21 protein-coding genes are annotated in these 20,990 nt (G+C 37.2%); 1 reads left to right on the top strand and 20 read right to left on the bottom strand.

Annotation, left to right across the window (positions count from 1 at the left end):
- Positions 1-525: 525 nt before the first annotated feature.
- Entirely contained in the window at positions 526-918 is a 393-nt protein-coding gene (locus PR833_RS13620) for a hypothetical protein (RefSeq protein ID WP_180977800.1), read from the bottom strand.
- A gap of 3 nt (positions 919-921) precedes the next feature.
- Complete coding sequence (locus tag PR833_RS13615; RefSeq protein ID WP_040132440.1) at positions 922-2,253, bottom strand: MFS transporter; 1,332 nt, start codon at positions 2,251-2,253, stop codon at positions 922-924.
- 98 nt (positions 2,254-2,351) lie between these two features.
- On the opposite strand from PR833_RS13615, the gene PR833_RS13610 reads away from it, so the two are divergent.
- The gene (locus PR833_RS13610) at positions 2,352-3,245 is read left to right on the top strand and encodes a LysR family transcriptional regulator (protein WP_036943111.1); all 894 of its coding nucleotides are present in this window, start codon (positions 2,352-2,354) and stop codon (positions 3,243-3,245) included.
- A gap of 156 nt (positions 3,246-3,401) precedes the next feature.
- Here the strand turns inward: PR833_RS13610 and PR833_RS13605 are convergent, their stop codons facing one another.
- From PR833_RS13605 to PR833_RS13520, 18 genes are all read right to left on the bottom strand, one after another.
- The gene (locus tag PR833_RS13605; protein WP_053109752.1) at positions 3,402-4,502 is read right to left on the bottom strand and encodes an ABC transporter substrate-binding protein; all 1,101 of its coding nucleotides are present in this window, start codon (positions 4,500-4,502) and stop codon (positions 3,402-3,404) included.
- A 62-nt stretch (positions 4,503-4,564) separates the two neighbouring features.
- Entirely contained in the window at positions 4,565-6,769 is a 2,205-nt protein-coding gene (locus PR833_RS13600) for a TonB-dependent siderophore receptor (RefSeq protein ID WP_014657622.1), read from the bottom strand.
- 523 nt (positions 6,770-7,292) lie between these two features.
- Positions 7,293-7,592: an HdeA/HdeB family chaperone gene (locus tag PR833_RS13595; RefSeq protein ID WP_272526215.1), complete on the bottom strand. Its 300-nt coding sequence runs from the start codon at positions 7,590-7,592 to the stop codon at positions 7,293-7,295.
- A gap of 281 nt (positions 7,593-7,873) precedes the next feature.
- A complete protein-coding gene (locus tag PR833_RS13590; RefSeq protein WP_014657620.1) occupies positions 7,874-8,101 on the bottom strand; it encodes a HEAT repeat domain-containing protein in 228 nt (75 codons plus the stop codon).
- Positions 8,102-8,892: 791 nt separating this feature from the next.
- Complete coding sequence (locus PR833_RS13585) at positions 8,893-10,020, bottom strand: hypothetical protein (RefSeq protein WP_014657619.1); 1,128 nt, start codon at positions 10,018-10,020, stop codon at positions 8,893-8,895.
- A gap of 40 nt (positions 10,021-10,060) precedes the next feature.
- Positions 10,061-12,646 carry a fimbria/pilus outer membrane usher protein gene (locus PR833_RS13580; protein ID WP_232074386.1) on the bottom strand — a complete coding sequence of 862 codons (2,586 nt, stop codon included), beginning with the start codon at positions 12,644-12,646 and terminating at the stop codon, positions 10,061-10,063.
- A 22-nt stretch (positions 12,647-12,668) separates the two neighbouring features.
- Positions 12,669-13,421, bottom strand: a complete 753-nt coding sequence (locus tag PR833_RS13575; RefSeq protein WP_060561402.1) for a fimbrial biogenesis chaperone — start codon at positions 13,419-13,421, stop codon at positions 12,669-12,671.
- Positions 13,418-14,101 carry a fimbrial biogenesis chaperone gene (locus tag PR833_RS13570; RefSeq protein ID WP_014657614.1) on the bottom strand — a complete coding sequence of 228 codons (684 nt, stop codon included), beginning with the start codon at positions 14,099-14,101 and terminating at the stop codon, positions 13,418-13,420. The genes PR833_RS13575 and PR833_RS13570 overlap by 4 nt, the downstream gene beginning before the upstream one ends.
- 10 nt (positions 14,102-14,111) lie before the next feature.
- Complete coding sequence (locus PR833_RS13565) at positions 14,112-14,681, bottom strand: fimbrial protein (protein ID WP_014657613.1); 570 nt, start codon at positions 14,679-14,681, stop codon at positions 14,112-14,114.
- Complete coding sequence (locus PR833_RS13560) at positions 14,647-15,204, bottom strand: fimbrial protein (RefSeq protein WP_080574253.1); 558 nt, start codon at positions 15,202-15,204, stop codon at positions 14,647-14,649. The genes PR833_RS13565 and PR833_RS13560 overlap by 35 nt, the downstream gene beginning before the upstream one ends.
- On the bottom strand, positions 15,176-15,874 hold the full coding sequence (locus PR833_RS13555) for a fimbrial biogenesis chaperone (RefSeq protein ID WP_060561401.1): 699 nt from the start codon (positions 15,872-15,874) through the stop codon (positions 15,176-15,178). The genes PR833_RS13560 and PR833_RS13555 overlap by 29 nt, the downstream gene beginning before the upstream one ends.
- Positions 15,875-15,921: 47 nt before the next feature.
- A complete protein-coding gene (locus PR833_RS13550) occupies positions 15,922-16,500 on the bottom strand; it encodes a fimbrial protein (RefSeq protein ID WP_014657610.1) in 579 nt (192 codons plus the stop codon).
- Between the two features lie 337 nt (positions 16,501-16,837).
- Positions 16,838-17,866 carry a hypothetical protein gene (locus PR833_RS13545; protein WP_060561400.1) on the bottom strand — a complete coding sequence of 343 codons (1,029 nt, stop codon included), beginning with the start codon at positions 17,864-17,866 and terminating at the stop codon, positions 16,838-16,840.
- Between the two features lie 28 nt (positions 17,867-17,894).
- The gene (locus PR833_RS13540) at positions 17,895-18,440 is read right to left on the bottom strand and encodes a fimbrial protein (protein WP_060561399.1); all 546 of its coding nucleotides are present in this window, start codon (positions 18,438-18,440) and stop codon (positions 17,895-17,897) included.
- Between the two features lie 12 nt (positions 18,441-18,452).
- Positions 18,453-18,977 carry a fimbrial protein gene (locus PR833_RS13535; RefSeq protein ID WP_060561398.1) on the bottom strand — a complete coding sequence of 175 codons (525 nt, stop codon included), beginning with the start codon at positions 18,975-18,977 and terminating at the stop codon, positions 18,453-18,455.
- On the bottom strand, positions 18,977-19,483 hold the full coding sequence (locus PR833_RS13530) for a fimbrial protein (protein WP_060561397.1): 507 nt from the start codon (positions 19,481-19,483) through the stop codon (positions 18,977-18,979). The genes PR833_RS13535 and PR833_RS13530 overlap by 1 nt, the downstream gene beginning before the upstream one ends.
- A 12-nt stretch (positions 19,484-19,495) precedes the next feature.
- Positions 19,496-20,122: a fimbrial protein gene (locus tag PR833_RS13525; RefSeq protein ID WP_272526214.1), complete on the bottom strand. Its 627-nt coding sequence runs from the start codon at positions 20,120-20,122 to the stop codon at positions 19,496-19,498.
- 46 nt (positions 20,123-20,168) lie between these two features.
- Complete coding sequence (locus PR833_RS13520; protein WP_014657604.1) at positions 20,169-20,933, bottom strand: fimbria/pilus periplasmic chaperone; 765 nt, start codon at positions 20,931-20,933, stop codon at positions 20,169-20,171.
- Positions 20,934-20,990 lie beyond the last annotated feature (57 nt).

Raw genomic sequence — 20,990 nt, 5'->3', positions numbered from 1 at the left:
CTATGATTTAGGTTAATATTGATTACGCAAAGAATATCAAACTCAGTGACAAATGGCGTCAGTACAAAACTTTTTATCGTATAAGATAACTCTCATTTTTATATCATAGCAATTTTTCAGCTACCTTTTATTTAAAAACCACTGTAATTCTGCACAGACTATTTAAGAGTAAACAGCCAATAAAAAACATTAATAACAAAATTACGCTTAATAGGTGATTTTTATTCTAACGACAAGTTAAAAATGCTCATAAACCAAACTGTGATTGTCTAATTCTTATTATCTTAATCTTTTAATAAAGGGAAAACGAGACCATGATTAAGTAGCGTGATGACTTTAACTGGGTTGGAAATAGTGATAATGATGGCAGCATAGTCGCTCGCACATGTGAGCAACATTTTAATGTATAAAGGAATATCCTAGTTACCCCCAGCCAATATGTCGAAAATTCGATTAAAAATGATAATGAAGATGAAAAAACGTTAGCCTACTGATCAAAAATACGCTAACGCTTTAATAAGTAAGTTAGTTTTTATTTATAGGAGTTTCATGCAAATATACCCAAAAACAACGTTCCCCGAGTACCTTAATACAAACCGTAGCAGTTCGTAACAGCCTTGATTCAGGGGTTTCATGCAACTCTTGATACTGTATCCAGCAATACTCACCTCGCTCAAAAATTGGTTTAATATCTGATAATGTAATTGTAAGTGAAGGTCTTGTGCCTATATTTTGGCTAAACAACTCATTCACTTGCTCTAAACCAATACGTTCTCCCTTAATTGTCACCATTGCAAAAGCATCATCAAAGCTAGCTAATAAAGGGGTTAATGCATGCGTATCTTTGCCAGTAAATACATTTTCAATCAAGATATGTAGATCTATAACACTCTGCAACGCTTTTTCCATGTGACTCATAAATTATCTCTCTTTTAATACTGCGATTAATGATAGTAGGCCGACAACCGCTGCTATCATGAAGGTATACTGATAGCGTAATAAATCATTTTGTACGGTGACGACACTAAAAATAGATACCAACACGACCGTTCCCACACTGAACGAAACTTGGCGATTAATATTCCATAGCACACTCCCTTGCAATAAATCCTTCCCTGAAAAATCAATTAATGCACTGATCTGAGCGGTATTAGTACACAACCCACCACCAGCCCCCATTAATAAATAAGCAGCAATGAGTAGAGGCAAATCTGAATAACTTGATACCCAAAACAGCAACATTATTCCTAAGCTATGAGTCGTCATTCCTGCAAAAAATAGCGTTTTCTTACCAACTTGGTGATAGAGGTAACCACCACTTAGCATTGATAGTAGTGCCCCCGCGGCATATAGCAGCATAAACATACCCGTCTGAGCTGCACTAAAATGCAAATTGCTTTGTAAGTTAAAAATATTGAGTAAATTGACACCTGTAAATACACCAGGTACTGCGTAATAAACAATAAAAGCATTACGCAAATTGCTATTTACGAGTAACTGAAAATTTAAAATGGGCGCCGAACATTTTTTGGCGTATTGAAGATATAAAACCAGAATAAAAGCGGAAAATAGAAAGCTACTTACGGCCAGCACAAGGCTATGATAGTCGTTATAAAATGAAAAGGATAACAATAAGAACAGTAAGCTAAAGCTCACCATAATCAACCCTATCACATCAGGTTTTTCTCTTTGTTGCCGCCCATCATTATTCACCCACCACCATGCTAAGATTGCCGCAAATAATGAGAAAGGCAAATTAGCATAAAATACCCAGCGCCACGATAATGAATCAATAATCATTCCCCCTACTGCTGGAGAAAATGCAGGGGCCGTTAAAGCGACAACCATAATTAAAGTTGAAATACGATGGCGCTCTTTACCTGGAAATAGCTCAAAAACGAGAGCCTGTCCCACAGGGATCAATAGCCCACCAGCAATGCCTTGAATAAAACGCCAAACTACCAAGCTATAAATTGAATGACTCAGCCCACACAATAAAACACTGACTGAGAATAACAGCATAGAAATACTGAGCAGTTTCTGGTTACCTAACTGCCCAGCGAGCCACAAACTCAATGGCATGATCAGGACTAAACCTAAGATATAACTATTAGCGACCCAAGCCACCATTGATTGGCTGGTAGAAAACGCTGAAGCAATATCTGGCAATGCAATCGCTGACATAAAAATATTAATACAGTCGATAAAGAAGCCGATTAAAAAAACAGTTGCGATTTTATATCGATAAGACATACCTACCTCCGGCGCACAAGAGTAGGTATTCCCCCTTTCTTTGTCGATATAAGAGTATTAAACTCATTGTTTAATAATGACAAACAATCAGACTGATTATGCAAAAAAACCTTAAGCAAATAACCACTTTTCTGCAAGTGGTGGACTCAGGCTCTTTTACTAAAGCCGCTGATATTTTAGGCATGAGCCGGTCTATGGTCAGTATTGATATCAAGCAGTTAGAGATACGGCTGAATGTCAGTCTGCTCATACGTAATACGCGCAATATTGCCCTCACCGAGGCGGGTAAGCATTTTTATGATGACTTTAAACGTATTCAACTAGAGATAGAAGAAGCGTTTGAAAGAAGCCAAAATTTAGCAACAAACGTCACAGGCTTACTGCGTTTTTCATCCACGAATGAGTTTGGCCAACGTTATATTTTGCCTTTACTACCTGAATTTTGTCGCCTTTACCCGAAGTTACGCCTGCAATACAGCTTTAATTCATCATTAGATGATTTGGTCACCGAAAAATTAGATCTCGCGATACGTTTAGGTAATTTAAAAAGCTCATCACTAAAAATACGCAAAATAGGTGAATACCAAATCTATATTGTGGCGACCCCTGAACTATTAAAACACTATCCCGTTAAAGGTATTAACGATTTAGCACAAATTCCTTGGATAACCCATTCATTACTCAATTGGCAAGATACACAATACGTTCTAAAAAATACTCTAGGGGAAAAATACCCTCTTCCTATCATAAAAAGCCAATATGAATCGAATTCAGTAGCGGTGATCCACCAAATGGTACTGGCCTCTCTTGGGGTCGCTATCTGTCCTGATTGGCTAGTTAATGATGATATTAATGCAGGGCGTCTCATTCGTTTATTACCTGAATTTTATCTACCTTCACAGAATATTCAGCTACTTTATCCCAATAGCACTACTCTACCTGCGAAAACACGCGTCTTTATTGATTACTTAGTTGAAAAATTTAGCCTATAAAAAAGCCGTGTCTCATCGAAACACGGCCTTAAAATAGCATCGCGACTGTCAATAACGCTGAGTACAGCTAGGCAACAAATGACTAAGGCGCTAGAGCACAGACTTGTGTGAGTGTGAGTCAGCGTCATCTGCAAAGCGTAAAGTATGACGAGTATATTAAAGGGCTATCCAAAACACCCCATTCGCTTTAATAGCCGTAAACTGCTGTAAGAATTCCTGCAAATTTTGCTCTGGCTCTAAGGTTGCAAAAGTCTGCGGATGCATAAACTTAGCCATGGCTTCAATAGCAAAAATATTCATTGGGTTATTATAGAAATTATGGTAAACCGCCATGACATGCTTATCTTTTACCGCTGTCAGCGATGAAATCCCTTGGCGATCGACAAGCTTAGCCAATTGCTTTTTAGCAACCGTTGCATCTGCATAATAACCCAGTTTAACGGCTGTTGAACGGCGATTAAAATTCTGCCAATCTGCACCGGTTAATAAATAAAAATCAGGGTTTAGGGTAATAATGTTTTCAATTGAACTTTCAGCACCTTTAGCCGGAAACTTGTCTTCCACTAAGTTTTTACCACCCGCAAGGCTTGCTAAAACCCCAAAACCTGACCGACCGTAGAGCTGACAACAACTATCCGTGAATAAACCCGCATTAGCCTCAATTAATACCGATGGATAAGGTTTTTTCAATTGCTCTTCAATGGCGGCTAGCTTTTCTTGATACAATTTTGCAAAGCGGTTTGCACGTTCCTGAGTTCCTAATAATTCACCTAATAACACAATACTTTTTGGCGTGTTATTGGCGATATCCATACGGAAATCAATAAAAATAACCTTGATCCCTGCTGCTTCCAATTGTGGCATAAATTGGCTATCGCGCATCGCTGCATAATTAGATTTATGCATTAATACCACTTCTGGCGCCAGCTCAAGTAATTTCTCAATTTGAATGCCCGTCTCACGGGTTTTTCTTAGTGTTGGTATTTTGGCTAACTCAGGAACCGCAGAAAAATAAGCCTGCTTTAAATCAGGCGCGTACTGTTCTAACGAATCACTCCAGCCAACAATACGTGAAAAAGCGTCTTGCCCCGCGGCAATATCGACCGACAAAATATCTCGCCCATCAATCAAAAATAATTTTTCGACAGGAAGATCAACACTCACTTCACGTCCTTGTAAGTCCGTAATTAATGTAGGCGTTTTAGCTGACGCAATTACACTGACTAAGCATAATAATCCGGTTAATAGCCATTTCATTCAATAACCTCATTGAGTCATAAAGATGAGCCATCAATAAGATGACTCATAAAATATTCAACTTAAAACGTCACACTATAATTCAACGCAAAAGTTCTTCCTCTACCTTTATAGGTATACAGATCTGCTGCCCCATAACTCGGGCTATATAATTTAGGCGCACGCTGTCCCCAAATGGTGGTGTAATCTTCATCCAGTAAATTTTCTACCGCAAAACTGACTTTACCAACTGGCAATAAATAACTGCTTAAGAAATCCACGGTATTATAGCCATCGAGCTTGTTACCATCCGCATCTGAAACATTAAAGGTTTGCTGGCTTTGTAAACGTAGAGACCAATCATTAGGCTCCCATCCCACATAAGCAGTAACTTTTGATGGGCTAGCAAATTTAACGCTCCATTTTTCCCATTTACCATCCACTTTGGTTTCTGACTTTTGCAGATTAAAGTTACTACCAACACTCCAATCACTATTATCGAAGAAATAATCAATCGCCCCTTCCACACCATAAATACGACGTTTATCTGACTTCATATAAATCGTCATATCCGTATTATTAATGTCATAACTTCTGTCTGACAATGAATAATATGCTGCAATCTGTGTACGTAGGTTCTCGCCGGTATAACGCCAGCCCAGCTCATAAGAGTCAACTTTAATGCCTTTAACTTTAGTATCATTAATATTAATACTATTTTCTAATGCCAAATGCCCATTAGCATCAGGGGCTGCTGCATATTTCCCTGTACCATAATATTTTGCAATATCAGGAATTTCGAAGCCTTGAGAGAAATTAAACCATGTTTGCTGATCTTCCGTTAAATTAATTAGTAGACCCGCATTAAAGAGTAAATTGTTATAATCAGTGTTCCCCCCAGGTACTGCATCGGCGGATTTTATCTTACCTTCTGCAATTTGCTGCTGTTGAGCATACCCAACAAAGTCATCCACTTTGTTTTCGGTATATTGATAGCGCACACCGCCGCTTAAAGTGAATATTGGATTAATATCGTAGCTGCTTTGTAAGAAAGCGGCCATATTGGTTGTGGTATAACTTGGATAACGCCCAACTTGATAGGCTTTTTTCAAATCCATACCACCTGATTCTTTCGCTTTATCTAAATTAAAGAACATTTGATTAGCACGAAATTGTTCGTGCTCAGCGTCAGCACCATAAGTCAGCGTCAGATTATCGACAGGCTCACTATTAAACGTCAGCTTAGTGCCATAGAAATTGGTTTTTTGATCGGAAGCACTAATGCTGGTCACATCCTTTGCTTTATTTAACGCGGGGAATGGGTAAAATTTTTGTGATTCATCACGATAATAAACTTGAGCAACAAAATCTTGCCCCCAAAGGTCGCCATTTGAATATTGTAAATTCAACATATGGCGCTCAGTACCCGGTAAACGATCTGAGTTTAATTTGCCGCTATTATAGGCTTCGCCTTGGCCTTTCACCGCCGCAAAATCTTTGCCTAAATAAAGCCCATGTTTGCCATCGGACTCACTTTTATAATATTGAACCGTGGCTTGTAGCTGCTGATTATCATCAATATTAATAACCCCAGCGCCCATTACATCTAAGCGGTCAGAAAATTGTAGGCCTGTTTGTGTATTATCAATATTAATTGCCTTACCTTTGCCATCATACCAACCGCCATAACGTTGATAGGCAACAGATAAACGACCATGGGCGTTTTCATTACCCCCACTCATTGCCGCAGCAACATTTTCATCATGATCTTTGCCATTACTGAAACCGGTTTTTCCACCAATTTGCAGGTCAACTTGTTTTTCTTCTTGGCCTTTTTTGGTGACAATATTAATTAATCCACCACTACTACCGCCACCATATAAAGAAGTCGCGCCAGAAATCACCTCAATATGGTTAATATTAAACGGGTCGATAGAATCTAATTGGCGGCTGTCACTGCGCGAAGAATTTAAACGTACGCCATCCACCATCACAATCATTGAGCGGCCACGCATATTCATGCCGTAATTAGTACGTCCTTGACCGCTAACACTCATACCGGGGATCAATTGTGACAGAATATCTTTTAACTCTTTTCCACCTTCTGCTTGCTGTTCAATTTCAACATTATCAATAACCCATGTGGTTTGGGCCATCTCCGACACACTTCGATAAGAACGCGTTGCCGAGACAGTCATTTCATCTTGTTTGTTTTCTGCTGCGAATGTCGCTGGTGCAATAAATGAAGCAAAACATGGAGAGAGTATCCAAAGATGCTTAATTTTCATGTGCCTAAGATCCTAATTGGTTGTCGTGTTTTTTTAAAAGCCGCGGCCGATAGCATTACGGCTTTTTATCCGGCTAAATTAGCGGCTAATTTTAACTGATAACAAACATACTATTAAGAACTATTATCATTATTATGTCTTTTTTTAGACGCTTTCGGCAGATAAGAAGATAGGAGAAGCAAAATATTTATAAATCAGAAAAAAAATGCTGGAGGAGATCAGACAAAAAGCAGGTTTATCGGATTTTGAGCTACCATCAATAACAAGTTATGACTAAGTCGCTATGTCGTTGTCGAGCCAATTAAAACGATATATAAAACGAATAGTAAGGTGTTTGCCTTTGATTAAACTAAAAACAAACACCACATTAACAAGGCTTTGATTTTGTACTACCCATAATATTTCAAGTGACAACGTTATTGATTAGGTTCGCTCGTATTCACCACAACATTTTGTCTGTGCCTAACGACTTGCTCACTTATCAACTAACCTAAATTGAAATTATCTAGGGCATAAATTTAACTTATTTTTTTGACGCTAAGTAATCTTGTAACGTACCTTCAGGGTGCTTCTTACAGAATTCAACAATCTGTGGCGCTTCAGCAACGCTTTGCTCTGTTAACGCAACATAATCACCACCTTTAAATTGTGTATCCATATTGGTGATCCACAATGCAACAGGTGCCCAGCTTTGCGGGTTCAGGTTAATATATTCCTGACAAGTCATTTTTTCAGGCGTGACAATATTCGAGTCCGCAGCCATCGTATTAAAAGAGAATGCTGCCATAGCAGCTAAAACGCTAGAGATAACAATCTTTTTCATTATAAACCTCTTATGTGTATAAATAATGCATAACAATGTGGCTGTTTATTTTTATCACAAACTTATTAAAGTTTATATAATCTTATTTGGATGATAAAAATAGAAAATAAAAGACTTAACTTGACCATCTTTTTATAATTAACTTAAATTGATAAAATAGAAAAAAAAGCTTTCATTTAAGTTTCTATAAGAGTAAATAAAAATAATAATATAAACCTATCACTGAACCTAATATTTAAAATATAAATTGTTTATTGGAATAAATGAGCATAGAGATTTCATTATTTTTCTGTCCCCGGAAAATAACCGGCTAGCTTACTTAATGACCTAATTGATGATACTGCCACCTCTTTGTTAGGATCCTTGCATAGCGCCATTAATCTTACAACAGCATTATGTTGCTCAATCGTTGCTTTATAATCCCCTAATGCAGAAATAGCCGCAATTTTGACATCATCGTTACCTCTAAAGGTAAGCTCAATCAATGTGCTTATTATTTGTTTTTCCATGAGTTAGCCTGTTATAGTAAGAAATAAGTGAATGTACTTGGTTATTTTAAGTCAAATAACTAATTACATCCTACTGTATTCAAGAACAATTTAAGTGGCTAATTGGAAATTTACTCCCATTTATTATGTGTTTTAATATTTATAGCGATAGTTCAAATTAGACGTAAGATTTATAACATAAAATACTCATCGTTGGATGAAAGGGCACTATCCTTCATTAAAAAACACGACTCATAGTTTAAAATCGCCATCCATACTCATTACGTACTCAGAGAAGATCGCTATGTATAAAACCTAATTGTTGAATATCAAGTTGTTGTAATACTAAAGCCCGTTAAAAATGGGAATCAATTAACGATACCAGCCGTAAAATTGATATATTCAGGGCGAATAGATATAATGTGGAGTTATAATATAGAAAAATATGAAGGCAAAAATATTATGAAGTTAAAATCTATTGAAGATTAAGACAGGCACCTGAAACTACTAATTCCACCACATGAATACTTTAGAAGAGGTAACTTAATGATATTAATATAATTTCCACATAAACAAACCGTTTAAAAACAGCAAAAAAATCTACTTAACCATTTCAAATTAAGAAATAAGTAACATTTGTTATATTTTAACTTACTGGTTATACTTATTAAATTCCAATACTTAATTAAGTGATTTTTTATTTAAAAAATTAACCAAGAATATATTAGCAATAACTCAATTAAATATTACCAAAAAAAAAAATAAATTAAAATAGCAACCTCTCATATTAAATCAATATGAGAGGAATTACATTACTTAGCAAATATAGATAAGTCTAAAGCACCATAATAAACACCTGGCTCAATATAGTGTTCATCTTTGCATAAATTCCAATCTATAGTGAACTCACCACTATAATTATCATATTTATGTTCTAAATCAATATCAAAGGCTTCACCATTAAATAAAATATCCCCCTCATCATCACAGTCTGAACCATTCTGATTGATTATCCCTTCAATATATAAACCATTATCTTCATAGTCTTCATTAATTAAGTAAAACTTATTTGGTTCGTCTTTTATTAGCCCAGTTTGCAATCGAACAGAGCCTAGAACAGTATTTCCAATGTTACTATCACAATCAATTTCAACAGTCACTCTTTCATAATCAACCAATCCTGTTGACTCATCAGAAGATAGATAAAACCTAGATGAAGTATTTCCATTCACATCGATTGTGCAAGCATCAAGAACATCAATGTTAAAAGAACTAACTAATATCTCAGATAAATCTGTAGTTCCGTTTGCTTTTGCCGTTAATGATGCACCATATAGTTGAGGAACTATTGTACCATCACTTAATGCTATAAAATATTCCCCTGGCTCTGCCAGATCCGGTGATATAAATTTAATTTCTGCTCCTGTTACAGTAATATCAGTAACTCGATCATCATTTGGTGAAAATAGTTCCCCATTAAGGTTTTCTGATGGGGAGTAACAATATGCATATGAACTAGACTGCACTAAATTATCAATCTGAACAACTTTACCATTAACAACTCTTACACTACCATTATCGTGATTACCATCTAAATCAACCCAACTGGATGTAGCAAAAAAACTTAATGAAAAATAACCCACATGTTCCATGTCACTATTTAACAAATGAAAGTAATATTGGTCATCTTCTTCATAAAGTTTGTCGCTATTTAGGCAATAGTTTCCATCATGGCTTATAGAGATAATCCCAAATACATCCCAATTCCTAGGATCTTCAGTAGGGCCAATTAAATTAATACTAGAACTAATTGATACATAAGATACTTCTGTATCCGGTGGAATAGTTACATCAATAGTATTAGCAAACCCTAATGAGCTATTCAGTAAACATAACGCTAAGATGGCCTTAACGACGTTTCTTTTTAAAGTCAATGCCATTATTTAACTCCTAAATTTAATATTCGCCATTTCACGCTGATTACTGACACGTTAAGTTAATTTTTCTAATTGGGTTGTCTTCCGTTACTGCAATATCTTTCAAATGAGAATAATGAGCACCACACGATGCACTGTGGCTATTTCCCCATTGGATCAGCAATGTTCCGGAATCAGGTAACCCACTCATATAAAGTTGGCCGTTATCACCCACAATACTGGTGTTTTCTTCATTTTTTTCATCATCAACCAGCTTAGCAATCGCCCCAAAAGGGATCACACCGTCTCGATAGGTTAGTGAAATCAGTGCCTGCATCCCGACACGTGTTGGGAATTTCGCTTTAACCACCGCGCCTTTCGTCGGGTAAACGTTTTGCGAGGTCTTTGGTAACGTCACATCATCGGGTAACGTATTTACATTCAAACCAATGGTATTTTTGGCGTATTCGTTCACGTTCGGGGCAACCGCATAACCAAACATATCAATTTTTGCATTACCTTGATTTAACGAGGTCCCATCCGCATCCGGTGCTTCAACTAACACCACGGAATTGCCTAATGTTCGTGCTAATGTCAGGCCACCTGAATGGATCACCATCCCACCATTGACGCCCGCATTCACAGAAGAAGAACTTGATGAATAGTTATATCCCCCAGAAAAGCTGCCTTTTGAGGTGTTGTAATTCAGACTAATGGCGCTATTACTTTCTTGGTTGTTATTTCCCATACTCTGTGAAACAGAATAAGACAAGTCTCTGTCCAATAATGAACCGTGCAGCCCGACTTGCTGGCTATAGTTACCGCGGTTGTTTTTGGAAATATAATAATTACTGCTCATATTTCGTAAGTGCTCTTCATTGGTAAATAAACTGAAAGGCACATTCACATTGAAAGAAATTTGATGGTTTTTAGGCCAATCATTACGGCTATCGGATTTTCTGTAGTCAATCGCATAACTGACGTTGTAATTCACCCCTTTAAAATTACCGTTATACCCTGTCGATAATTGGGTAGTTTCAGTATTGGAGTCCCAATAATCGGTACGACTGCCACTTAAATAAATCGAGCCATATTTGCCCAGTGATTGTGAAAGCGCGGTTCGGAAACTAGAACGTTGGCGTAATCCTAACCAAGGTGCCACACCATCATTGAGCTGATAATTATGTGTATTAAAATCAGAGAAGCTGAAGAAATGACGTGTGGAATAACGTAATGCGGTTAAATCGACATTAGTTCCTGTAGAGGTTAAGCTTTTTGAATATTTAATCCTAAAAGATTGACCTTCTTTTCGATCACCAGAGACAAAAGAAGCTGCTGCATGGGTAATATCGACGGACAAAGCGCCAAAATTCCCTAACGAAATCCCCGTCCCCATCACCCCAGAAAAATAATCTTTGGAGAATAAAGAGCCACCGTATAAGGTCACATCATAAGGCAAGCCATAAACCAAGCTACCCAACAAAAATTTAGCGCGTTTAGAAGAGCGCGTTAAATTGCCGTTATATTCTCCCGCCGTCACTTCATATTTCATGCCACCCGGTCTTAACATCACGGGTAATGAAGAATAGGGATAAACAAAGGTTCTTTCAGAACCATCTTCTTCACTGATATTGACCTGTAAGTTCCCTGAAGAGCCCGTTGGGTATAAATCTTTAATGCTAAAAGGCCCCGGTGCAACATAAGTTTGATACACCACATTACCATTTTGGCTGACAGTGATCCGCGCATTAGATTGTGCAATGCCATTAATTTCAGGAGCAAAACCACGCATACTGGAAGGCAGCATTTTTTCATTCGAAAACAGCTTAATTCCTTTAAAAGGAATACTGTCAAATACATTACTGCCCGTTGAACTTTCCCCCACCAACACCTCCCCCCGTAACGCGTTAATGGCTCGCATCACATAGGTGTTTGAAAAAGTCGACGTGCGGTTAGTGTAATTACGCCTTCCTTCTGAATTCGAATAGTAATAACGATAATTTGAACGCAAACGCCAAGCCCCTAAATTGACGCCGCCACGCAGGCTTAAAAAGGCATTATCATTATTTTGAGTTTCTCGTTGGGACTTATTACGGCTGTGACTCCCATTGAGCTGATAAGAAAGCAAAATTGCAGGGATCCCATTTTCCAACAGCCCTTCAGGCACATAACCATTAGCACGGTTATCCATATAAATTTGCGGAATACTGATTTCCATGCTCAGTTTAGACAAATTTGTTTTCACAAACGCGTCGGGAATATAATCCCCTAATGCGGTGATCGCTTCATCATCCGAAAGTTTTTGTAACGTTGGGATCGAGGCTACATTCACACCAAACTCATCGAGCATAGACTTAGTGAACTCAGCGGAAACATCACCATCATGGCCTTTTACGAAAGTAACATCCATGCTTCCCATATCTTTTTTATTGATAAATACCGTAATATTGTATTTACCTTCAGGAACCGTATTGGCTTTTTCAAATTGAGATAAATCGATTGAGTTCGGATCCATTCCTGACTGCAAAGATAATAGTTTTGGGTCAAAGTAATCCTCTGCATAAGAATAACCAGCAATGCCAAGACAATAAGAAATAAAGCTCAGATAAAAAATTCCACTTTTCATCTTAGACGAATGATATAATTTCATAGTTATCTCTCAGTGATTTTTTTTATAGTTTTTGGGTTTGCTCTGGCATTTCCAGCATGAATTCATTTAATAATCGCCATTTCACCGTGGCATTCGCATAATTTCCTTTCGGTAATGAATAACTTTGTTTGCCAAAAGGTGGAATTAATTTAAACAGTTGCATATTGTCAATTTGATGTTGACCCACCGCTAATTTCCCAAAGGTTAAATAAAGTGGAGACTGGTTATCAACGATCAGTTTTCCATCAGAAACAGTAAATTTAAATTTATCTTTAACATTAACCATTTTAAGATTTTTAATCGCTTCTGGGCGATAATAAAACTTATAATGTAAAACTTTTGATAGAGTTAAGCTTCTATCCATTTTTTTAAATTTAACAGTATTTTTAGTTCCTTTCGGGGGAATAGACTTTAATCGAATAAAAAACACTGACTCCCGGTCTTGAGGTAATTTTTTTAAATTATCAATTTTTTTGATTTGCCAGTTATATTCTGACTTGGCCTCTAGCCGATATAAGGGTGGTGTAATCATAAAAAGAACTGAATCCGCTTTTTTCGCATTCAGCCCTGTCGACTCATCAGGAATGGCAATATCAGCTTGAACAAGATACGCATTTTCATCATTATTTTTTAATAAAAATGATAGTCCTCGGCTTTCTTGATGAAAAACCAATCGTTCATTAGGAAAGCGCAAGCCACTGCTAGTATTTTTTGCAATAGCTTGATGAAAGTTTAATAGACCTAAAAATAATATGATTAATGAAATTATTTTCATTTTTTAGCCTTACTTTCAAATATAAAAGGTTTGGTTGTGCCGCCATAATCATTCATTATTCGCCATGAAAAAGAACTAAGCCCCGCCATATCAGGTATCGTTATATGTGAATATGGAGCAACCATTTTATTCTTTATTTTACGATTATTATTCACCTTCATATCAACTAAAGTAGTATAATAAGGTGTTGGATTATTAATGGTTAATGTATTATTTTCATAGCTCACTGATATCTTTCCATACGAGTCTTTAACTGCCATATCTAAGTTTTTAGGCCGATAATAAAGTTTAATAACCAAATTTGTAACTATGGATAATTTTCCACTACCTTTTTCATCATTTTTCTTTGGTGGAATAGCTCTTGAGCTAAAATAAAATACACTCTCACGATCTTTTGGCAACAAGCTTAATGATGCAGGAAAAATACGCATCATAAAGGTTGAGTTTTTTTCAACTCTAAAAATATTAGGTGTAATAATAAAAAAATCGCTTTTTTTATTATCTACATCATAAATTTCATTTTGAACAAGAAAGGGAGATCCCACATTATTTTTAAATGTCACAGATGCAGATTTATCACCTTCATTGAAAATGATCCGGGTCTTATTTAAACTTAAACCAGCAGAATAAGTAAAAAAAGAGAGAAAAAATAAGAAGACAGTAAGCGTTATTTTTTTCATTATAATCGCCCTAATCTGAAAAATAGCTAAAAGTGACATGAGCGGTAAAGTCACCAACATCATCTTCCGAACAGCTTTGTCTAAGATCATAACAGGCTAATACTGCGGTTAAGATAATATGTTCATCTCCATCATCAATATCATCAAAAACGATATCTCCAACTGCAAAATTCTCTTGTTCATCTTCATCCATGATAGCGACACCAAAATAAGCATCGGGATCGCTATTAAAGACATAGCCATCAGAGCCATCAACAATACTTCCAGACGTCATTTGAATATAGCTGGTTGAAAAATCACCTTCACAATCTTGAAGAATAATTTCAAACTTTCTCCTCTGCGTTTGCTCAATAATGTCCTGCATTGATACAATGCCAAAATCAATTTCATCAGAAGCTTCATAAAGATCTTCGACAATAATGTCACAGGGCTCTTGATCAACATAAGCTGTAAATTCAAAACGGATCGAATCATTATCAGCTTTCACTGAAATGGAAAACAATAAACAAAATAAGAAAGAAAAAGTAACCCAATATTTTTTCTTATTATGGTATTTGTAATGAGAGTTCAATGGCAGCATCAATATCACCTGATGTTATGGTTTGATTGTCAATTTTTGCAGCAACAACTTCAAAATAATGCTCACCAGTCCCTGACTCGACGATTGCCTCATCGCCAGAAAAAATCACTTCCTCACATGCACCATTGTCATCACCGCAATTCATCAATAAAAAACCCACATTGATCGCGCTATCTTCATACAACACGTTATTTTTTATGTGTGTACTGCTTAATGGTGTAATCACAATATCGATGGATTCGGTGTCCTCTGAGATCCCTTCACAGCTATATTCCACCGTGAAAGACTTGCGATAATTACTTTCTTCGCCCGGCTGCAGCGCGTTCAGTACACTGCTGCTAAAAGGCTCATCAAAAATAACTTCCTGATCGCTATCTGCGGCGAATTCACAAGTTGCATTAGCTACCGTACCACTAAAATAAATCGTCGCACTTTCATCAGCCAAGCTGACCTTAGATAGTAAAACTGCTGGCAATAATACCCCTAAAAAATACTTATTGAATTTCTGCTGAATAGCCATCATAACCCCCTAAATCATTAATTGCAGTCCATTTTGCTATTGCCCCTTTTGGCGTTTTTAGGTCAAAATTAATACTTGAAAATGGTGCTATCATGTTATTTTTATTATCTGAACTAATAGTCATCACTTTATTATTCAGCGTAACGCTAAATAGACTGATGTAATAAGGTGAACGATTGATAACCTCAGTTTTATTACCAACATTTTTAAATACTAGCGATGACTGTGCTTCTTTGGCTGTTTGCTTTAAATCTGTAGGTCGATAAAATAATTTGATAATATTATCAAAACCGATAATTACCCCTTCGCTATTTTTATCTCTCGCTGGCACCATTCGTGCTTTAAAGTAAAAAACAGACTCTCTATCTTTAGGTAATTGATTATTGATCAACATAATGCGCACATCTTGCCTGCTCATTTTTTCTAAACGAAATAAAGGTGGAGCCACTTCAAAGGCATCGGGATATTGCTCACTCGCTATCGTGATTTGTGTCAGATAATTAATCTTTTCGTCATTATTTCTTAGTGTCACAGAAACACTTTTTTCACCTTGAGGATAAATAATGCGTGTTGCATCAATACCTACTCCAGCGGAATAAGCAAAGTTATTTAACAATAAAAAATTAACTAAAATAATAAACAACCAAATTTTTAATGACAGTGTATTTTTCATAAATTTTTATTAAGGTGATTACAAAATTTGTAATCACCTTGCTTTAATTAGTTATAAGCTACGCTAAAGATAACAGGTACATTCAGAATATCTGTATCATTAGCACCATTGAGTGCGAACAGGTCTGCCTGCATTGGTAATAAATTTACTGCGTTACCATCAACATCAGTTGCAGCGCCTTCATCATCCGTACTCATAGCCAGTGATTGATTAACACTGATTAATTGGTTTGGTTTAATTTCAGTGGCTGTGCCTGAAGCAGGATTGGTTTTAATTCCCACTGCTAATGTTTTTGCATCAGTGTTAGCAAAGAGATTAGGATTAAAGATACTTGCTTGACCATCTGCGTATAAACTTAATGCACCAGAAGTGGTTTCAGCACCCGCACAATTAGTTAATACTAAGTTGAAATCTTTATTAGCAATGGATGTTGTTGGACCTTGAGTCACGCTCTCAGTTGTGAAAACACCAAAGTCAACAATAGAGCCAGAGCTTGTTGCAATATCACAAGTTCCTTTCTGCAATTGTGCTTTAAAAGTTACCGTTGTTGTTGTTGCTGCCATAGCAGAACTTGCAACGCCAGCCGCTAACATTAATGCAGCGATAGATGCTAATTTAATTTTCATATTGAACCTCTTTTATAATGATATAAACGTGCGACACCACATAGAGACAGAACAATTCTGACTCTCTATTTCTTTGTATAGAAATTAATTTATTACCCTTCGGTAAGTAGCTTATTTACAATAAACAGTAATGTGACAATTTTTATATAACGCCTCTACTAACTAATAAAGGGGACAAAAAATAATTTGTTAATATTTTTCATTTCGCTAATTTTAAAATCATTTTTTAAATGTTAATGGCTCGAACCCTAATCGAATAATCATCGATTTACGATATTTCATTAGAATAATTTATCGAAGATTTATATATAAAATACACTTTATAATTGGGCTACTTTTATTCATATTCGATTTTTATAATACCTGACTTGGAATAATTTCCAGGAACAAGGTCAGTATCAATACTACTCACCTGAGCCCATAATATGGAGTTTTCTACTTTATCCCGATGCAATTGCCAATTGTTTTTCTTAGCAGACCAATAGTTATCATCAAATGACATACTTACCGTTAAGCCCCCCATATGCATGTCCTGAGGTAATACTTCTAGATTCACTATTACATCACTATTACATTGACCACTGATGACTCCACTTCTATTGGCCTTCATAGCTGAGTTCTGGTCAACAACCCCTAAATCTAATGTATCTTCATCTAACCAAAAATTACAAACGAGATCAGGTTCTATCGGTTCTATAGGCTCTGTCGGTATAGGCTCCCCTACAGACAAATATGCATGGTCGCCACATGACAGTCCATAAAGATCAGCATAAGGAATAACGTTTGGTCTTGCACCAGCACCATGAACATAAACAGGTGAACTCCGACCAGGCTTAGTATAAAAACCTTGAGGGCCATCAGTTACATATACTTCTGCAGATAACCCTGGTGCGCTAAATGTCGCTATAAATTCAGGTTTCCCTAAAGGCATTCCAACCCATCTAGTTTGCACTCCAACACCACCGCCAAACCCCTTATCATATAATGCACCAGCACTATTATAGACGGTGCCTGTAATTCCTGGCTGCATAACGGTCCAGCCAACAAATAATTGCGCCTTAGGATCTACAATTTCACAATTACCTAAACCATAATAAAATGATTCATTTATATTTAAACTAATAGTACCGCTATAACTATACTTTAGCGTTGATACTTTATAACTTTTTCCATCTATAGCTACACCAAGCCAAATATCATTTGTTTCCATTACATCAAAAGTAGATGAGGTATGTTGAAATTCAACACCAGGAATTAAATATGCAGCCCTCATAACTAAATTAAATATTCTGGTTTCATTAGGGTATGGTTCCGCATAAACAAATGGAGAAATAAAAAAGAATGCGAATATAATTTTTAATTTCATAAAACTCCATTAAACCTCAATTAAATATTTATTCATAGCTTAACGCATAAGTCATGATTGCATTGAAATCTCCAGCCACTAAACTTTTATTTGCTAGAGCTTCTCGCTCTCCTTGTACATAGGCTTTTAAACGAATAAGCATATCGCCATCAACAAGCTGTACACTATAATTTGACTTTCCATCTATAGAAATAGGCCGACCATCTAAATATTCTAAGCCTATTCCTGCACCTTTTGCTTCACTTCCTGGTGCAAACCTTAATAAACCTTCATTATTTGTTGATCCTGAAAATGAAGCTTTAACAGTAGTACCTAACGATGTATCGCAATCTTTCAATTCAAATGTTATTAATATTCCTGAAGTTCGGGTAAAGCGATAGAGTGATTTTGTTGGAGTAACACCTAAATCATAATAAGCATTCTCCGTCCCTGGTTCTATCGTACATGGAAGAGCAATTAAAGTGCCCCCATAGTGAATAGTTGTCGAAGATGATGCCATAGAATAAATTGGTATTAATCCTCCACTCAACAGGAATAATATTAAATATTTAAAAGCTATTTTATAATTATTCATATTGTTTCCTTTTTAAGGATAACGAATTTCTACTGTGCCAGTAGCTGAAAATGTACCTTCAAATAAATTGCGATCATCTTCTCTCACAGGAACAGCCCATAAGGGAATTACCTTTGAATAACCACCTGACATTACGATGGGAATGTCATCATTATTAGGAGAAACAACTTGGTCTTGATAATATAAACGTATGCCAAGCCCTCCAATACTCGTTTGTACAGCATCATTATCAAATGGAGCATTCATACCGTTATATCCCATATACAGCTGCACACCATTACCAAGGTCATTACCGCAAGTCACTATTAATGTAAAATCCTTCCTATAATTAATTCCGTCGATCCTAGTAAGCCCGACTTCATCAAAATCAACATAAATTGGATCATTTTCCCCCGATATATCACAAGGTGGATGGCCAATTAAATTGCCATAAAAATTGACTTGTGTAGATGCTTGTACAGGTATCATGATATATCCAGATATCAATACACTGGCTATCAGCCATAATACAATGGAAATTACACGTTGTTGTGCCATTACTCATACTCCACAGTAAGTAACGCCGAAGCCGTAAACGGACCGTCATCAATTCCAGCTGATCCTCTTGCTACAGGAACAACAGACAACTCAGGTTGATTGCCGTAAGTAAAATAAACCCAATTATTAAACGCAAAAGGATAGCCATCTTGTTTCACTCGCAGCCCTAAATTAGGTTCGCTCGTACGTAATAAGTTGGCATTAAAATTTGCCCCGGAGTTATTTTCAAAACGTAACTTAAGTGGAGTACTATTGGTTGCATCGTCACAATCAAGTGTATAATCAATCGGTTGCTCGTAGGCTACACCATCGATATTTTTGATAATCATGTCACCAAAATCTACTTCAATGGCTTGATTATCATTTACATCACAAGTTTTAATCTCAATACGTATAGTTACCCTAAAGTCTAACTGAGTTGAACCAGCTAAAACATCTCTTGGTAGTAATACCGTTCCCAACAAAACACTATACAACCAGAGTATTTTGAATGTTTTTTTTCCCATAACTATTTCACCTTACTCATAGCGCATTTCAAAAGAAATCAGCGCAGAGTACGCTCCCGGCTGCATCAATTGTGCCGTACGTACCGGTGAGACATAATAGGTCAGCGTCGATTGCCCTGATGGCAGCAGATCTGGGTTACTATTTTGATTTAAAGGCAAGATTTGCCCTGCCTTATCACTCAGTACTAAACCAATCCCTTGTGCGCCAGTCACTCTGGCAAAATCCGGCATCCACGGTACCGTTGGCGCAATAAAACGGATTTTAACCGCCGGTTGGGTGCTACTCCACGCGGTTTGCCCAGTTTGGACGTTTTCCAAGGCACTGTTCACTTCGATACAATCTTGCAGTTCAAGGTGAAACGCCGTTGCACGCCCTTTATCCCCCACGGCTTTCAGTTCCGCGGTTTCGGTATTGCCCAACTCAATCGCTTGATACGCCGAGGTCATCGCTAAACGACACGGACTTTCGGTCAGTGAACCCGACACATACAACGCACCGTTGGCGCCATCGACCTGCCAGTTATCCACAGGACGATACAAACGCGTGTTGTTATCTTCTGCCTGACTGCCCCATGAACAGACAAGTACGCTGCCAAACAGCATAGAGGTGACAGCATGATTTAATAATTTGTGTGTCATCGGTTATTCCTTATCGTCATGTTGCAGACAAAGCAACGGTTATGGTCTACGGTGTCGCAGGCTTATCGTTCGGCACCACATGGCATTGGCTACCTTGACATTGGAAGGTCAAGTTTGGGCGCCCACCGTAATCATTGATGTAAGTCACTACCGGACGCTGTCCTAATGCATTGGCACTCACCCCTAACGCGCTTTCACCAAACGGTGGCAACATGATGGGTTTAAATTCTTTTTTATCTTTGTTGTCCAATGCTTTAAGGCTTTCTGCTGCATTAATCACTGTCACATAATACGGCGTGGGATTTTTGACCATTACCGTATCGCCTTGTTTTTGCAGGGTTAATTTTTCTTGCCATGGTGTGCCCATTTTGGCCGGCACAATCGCTTTTGGCCGATAGAACATTTTTACGCGGGTTTGTAAGGCAATCTGTAACGTGTTGGGCTTATCGCTTTTAGGCGGTATTTCACGCAAGTTAAAGTAAAACAAGCTCTCGCGATCTTGTGGCAAGGTACTAACCGCTGGCAGGGCTTCGATTTTCACTTGGCTAGATTTGCCGGGCTCCACACGCTGCACTGGCGGCAATACCACCAATGGCGAAGTAATTTTGTTGCCTTCAGCATCATCAATCCACGCCTGTGCTAGATACGGTAATTGTTTATTGTTGTTAGAAATGTTGAGTGACATCGATTTTTGGTCACCGTTAAAAATCACCCGAGTACGGTCAAGACCAATCGCCGCGTGTGCCATGCTGCTTAACCACATCATGCCCATCACACCCGCTATCAAAGCGTATTTTTTATTCAGTTTCATGCTGTTATAACCTTTTTAATGTCATCTCGGAGACACCATCGCGTCACCGCAAATTCT

The sequence above is a fragment of the Providencia sp. PROV189 genome, assembly GCF_028480065.1.
Taxonomy (GTDB): domain Bacteria; phylum Pseudomonadota; class Gammaproteobacteria; order Enterobacterales; family Enterobacteriaceae; genus Providencia; species Providencia stuartii.
The sequence above is the reverse complement of the archived record's forward strand: the minus strand, read 5'-3'. Positions and strand labels throughout refer to the sequence as shown.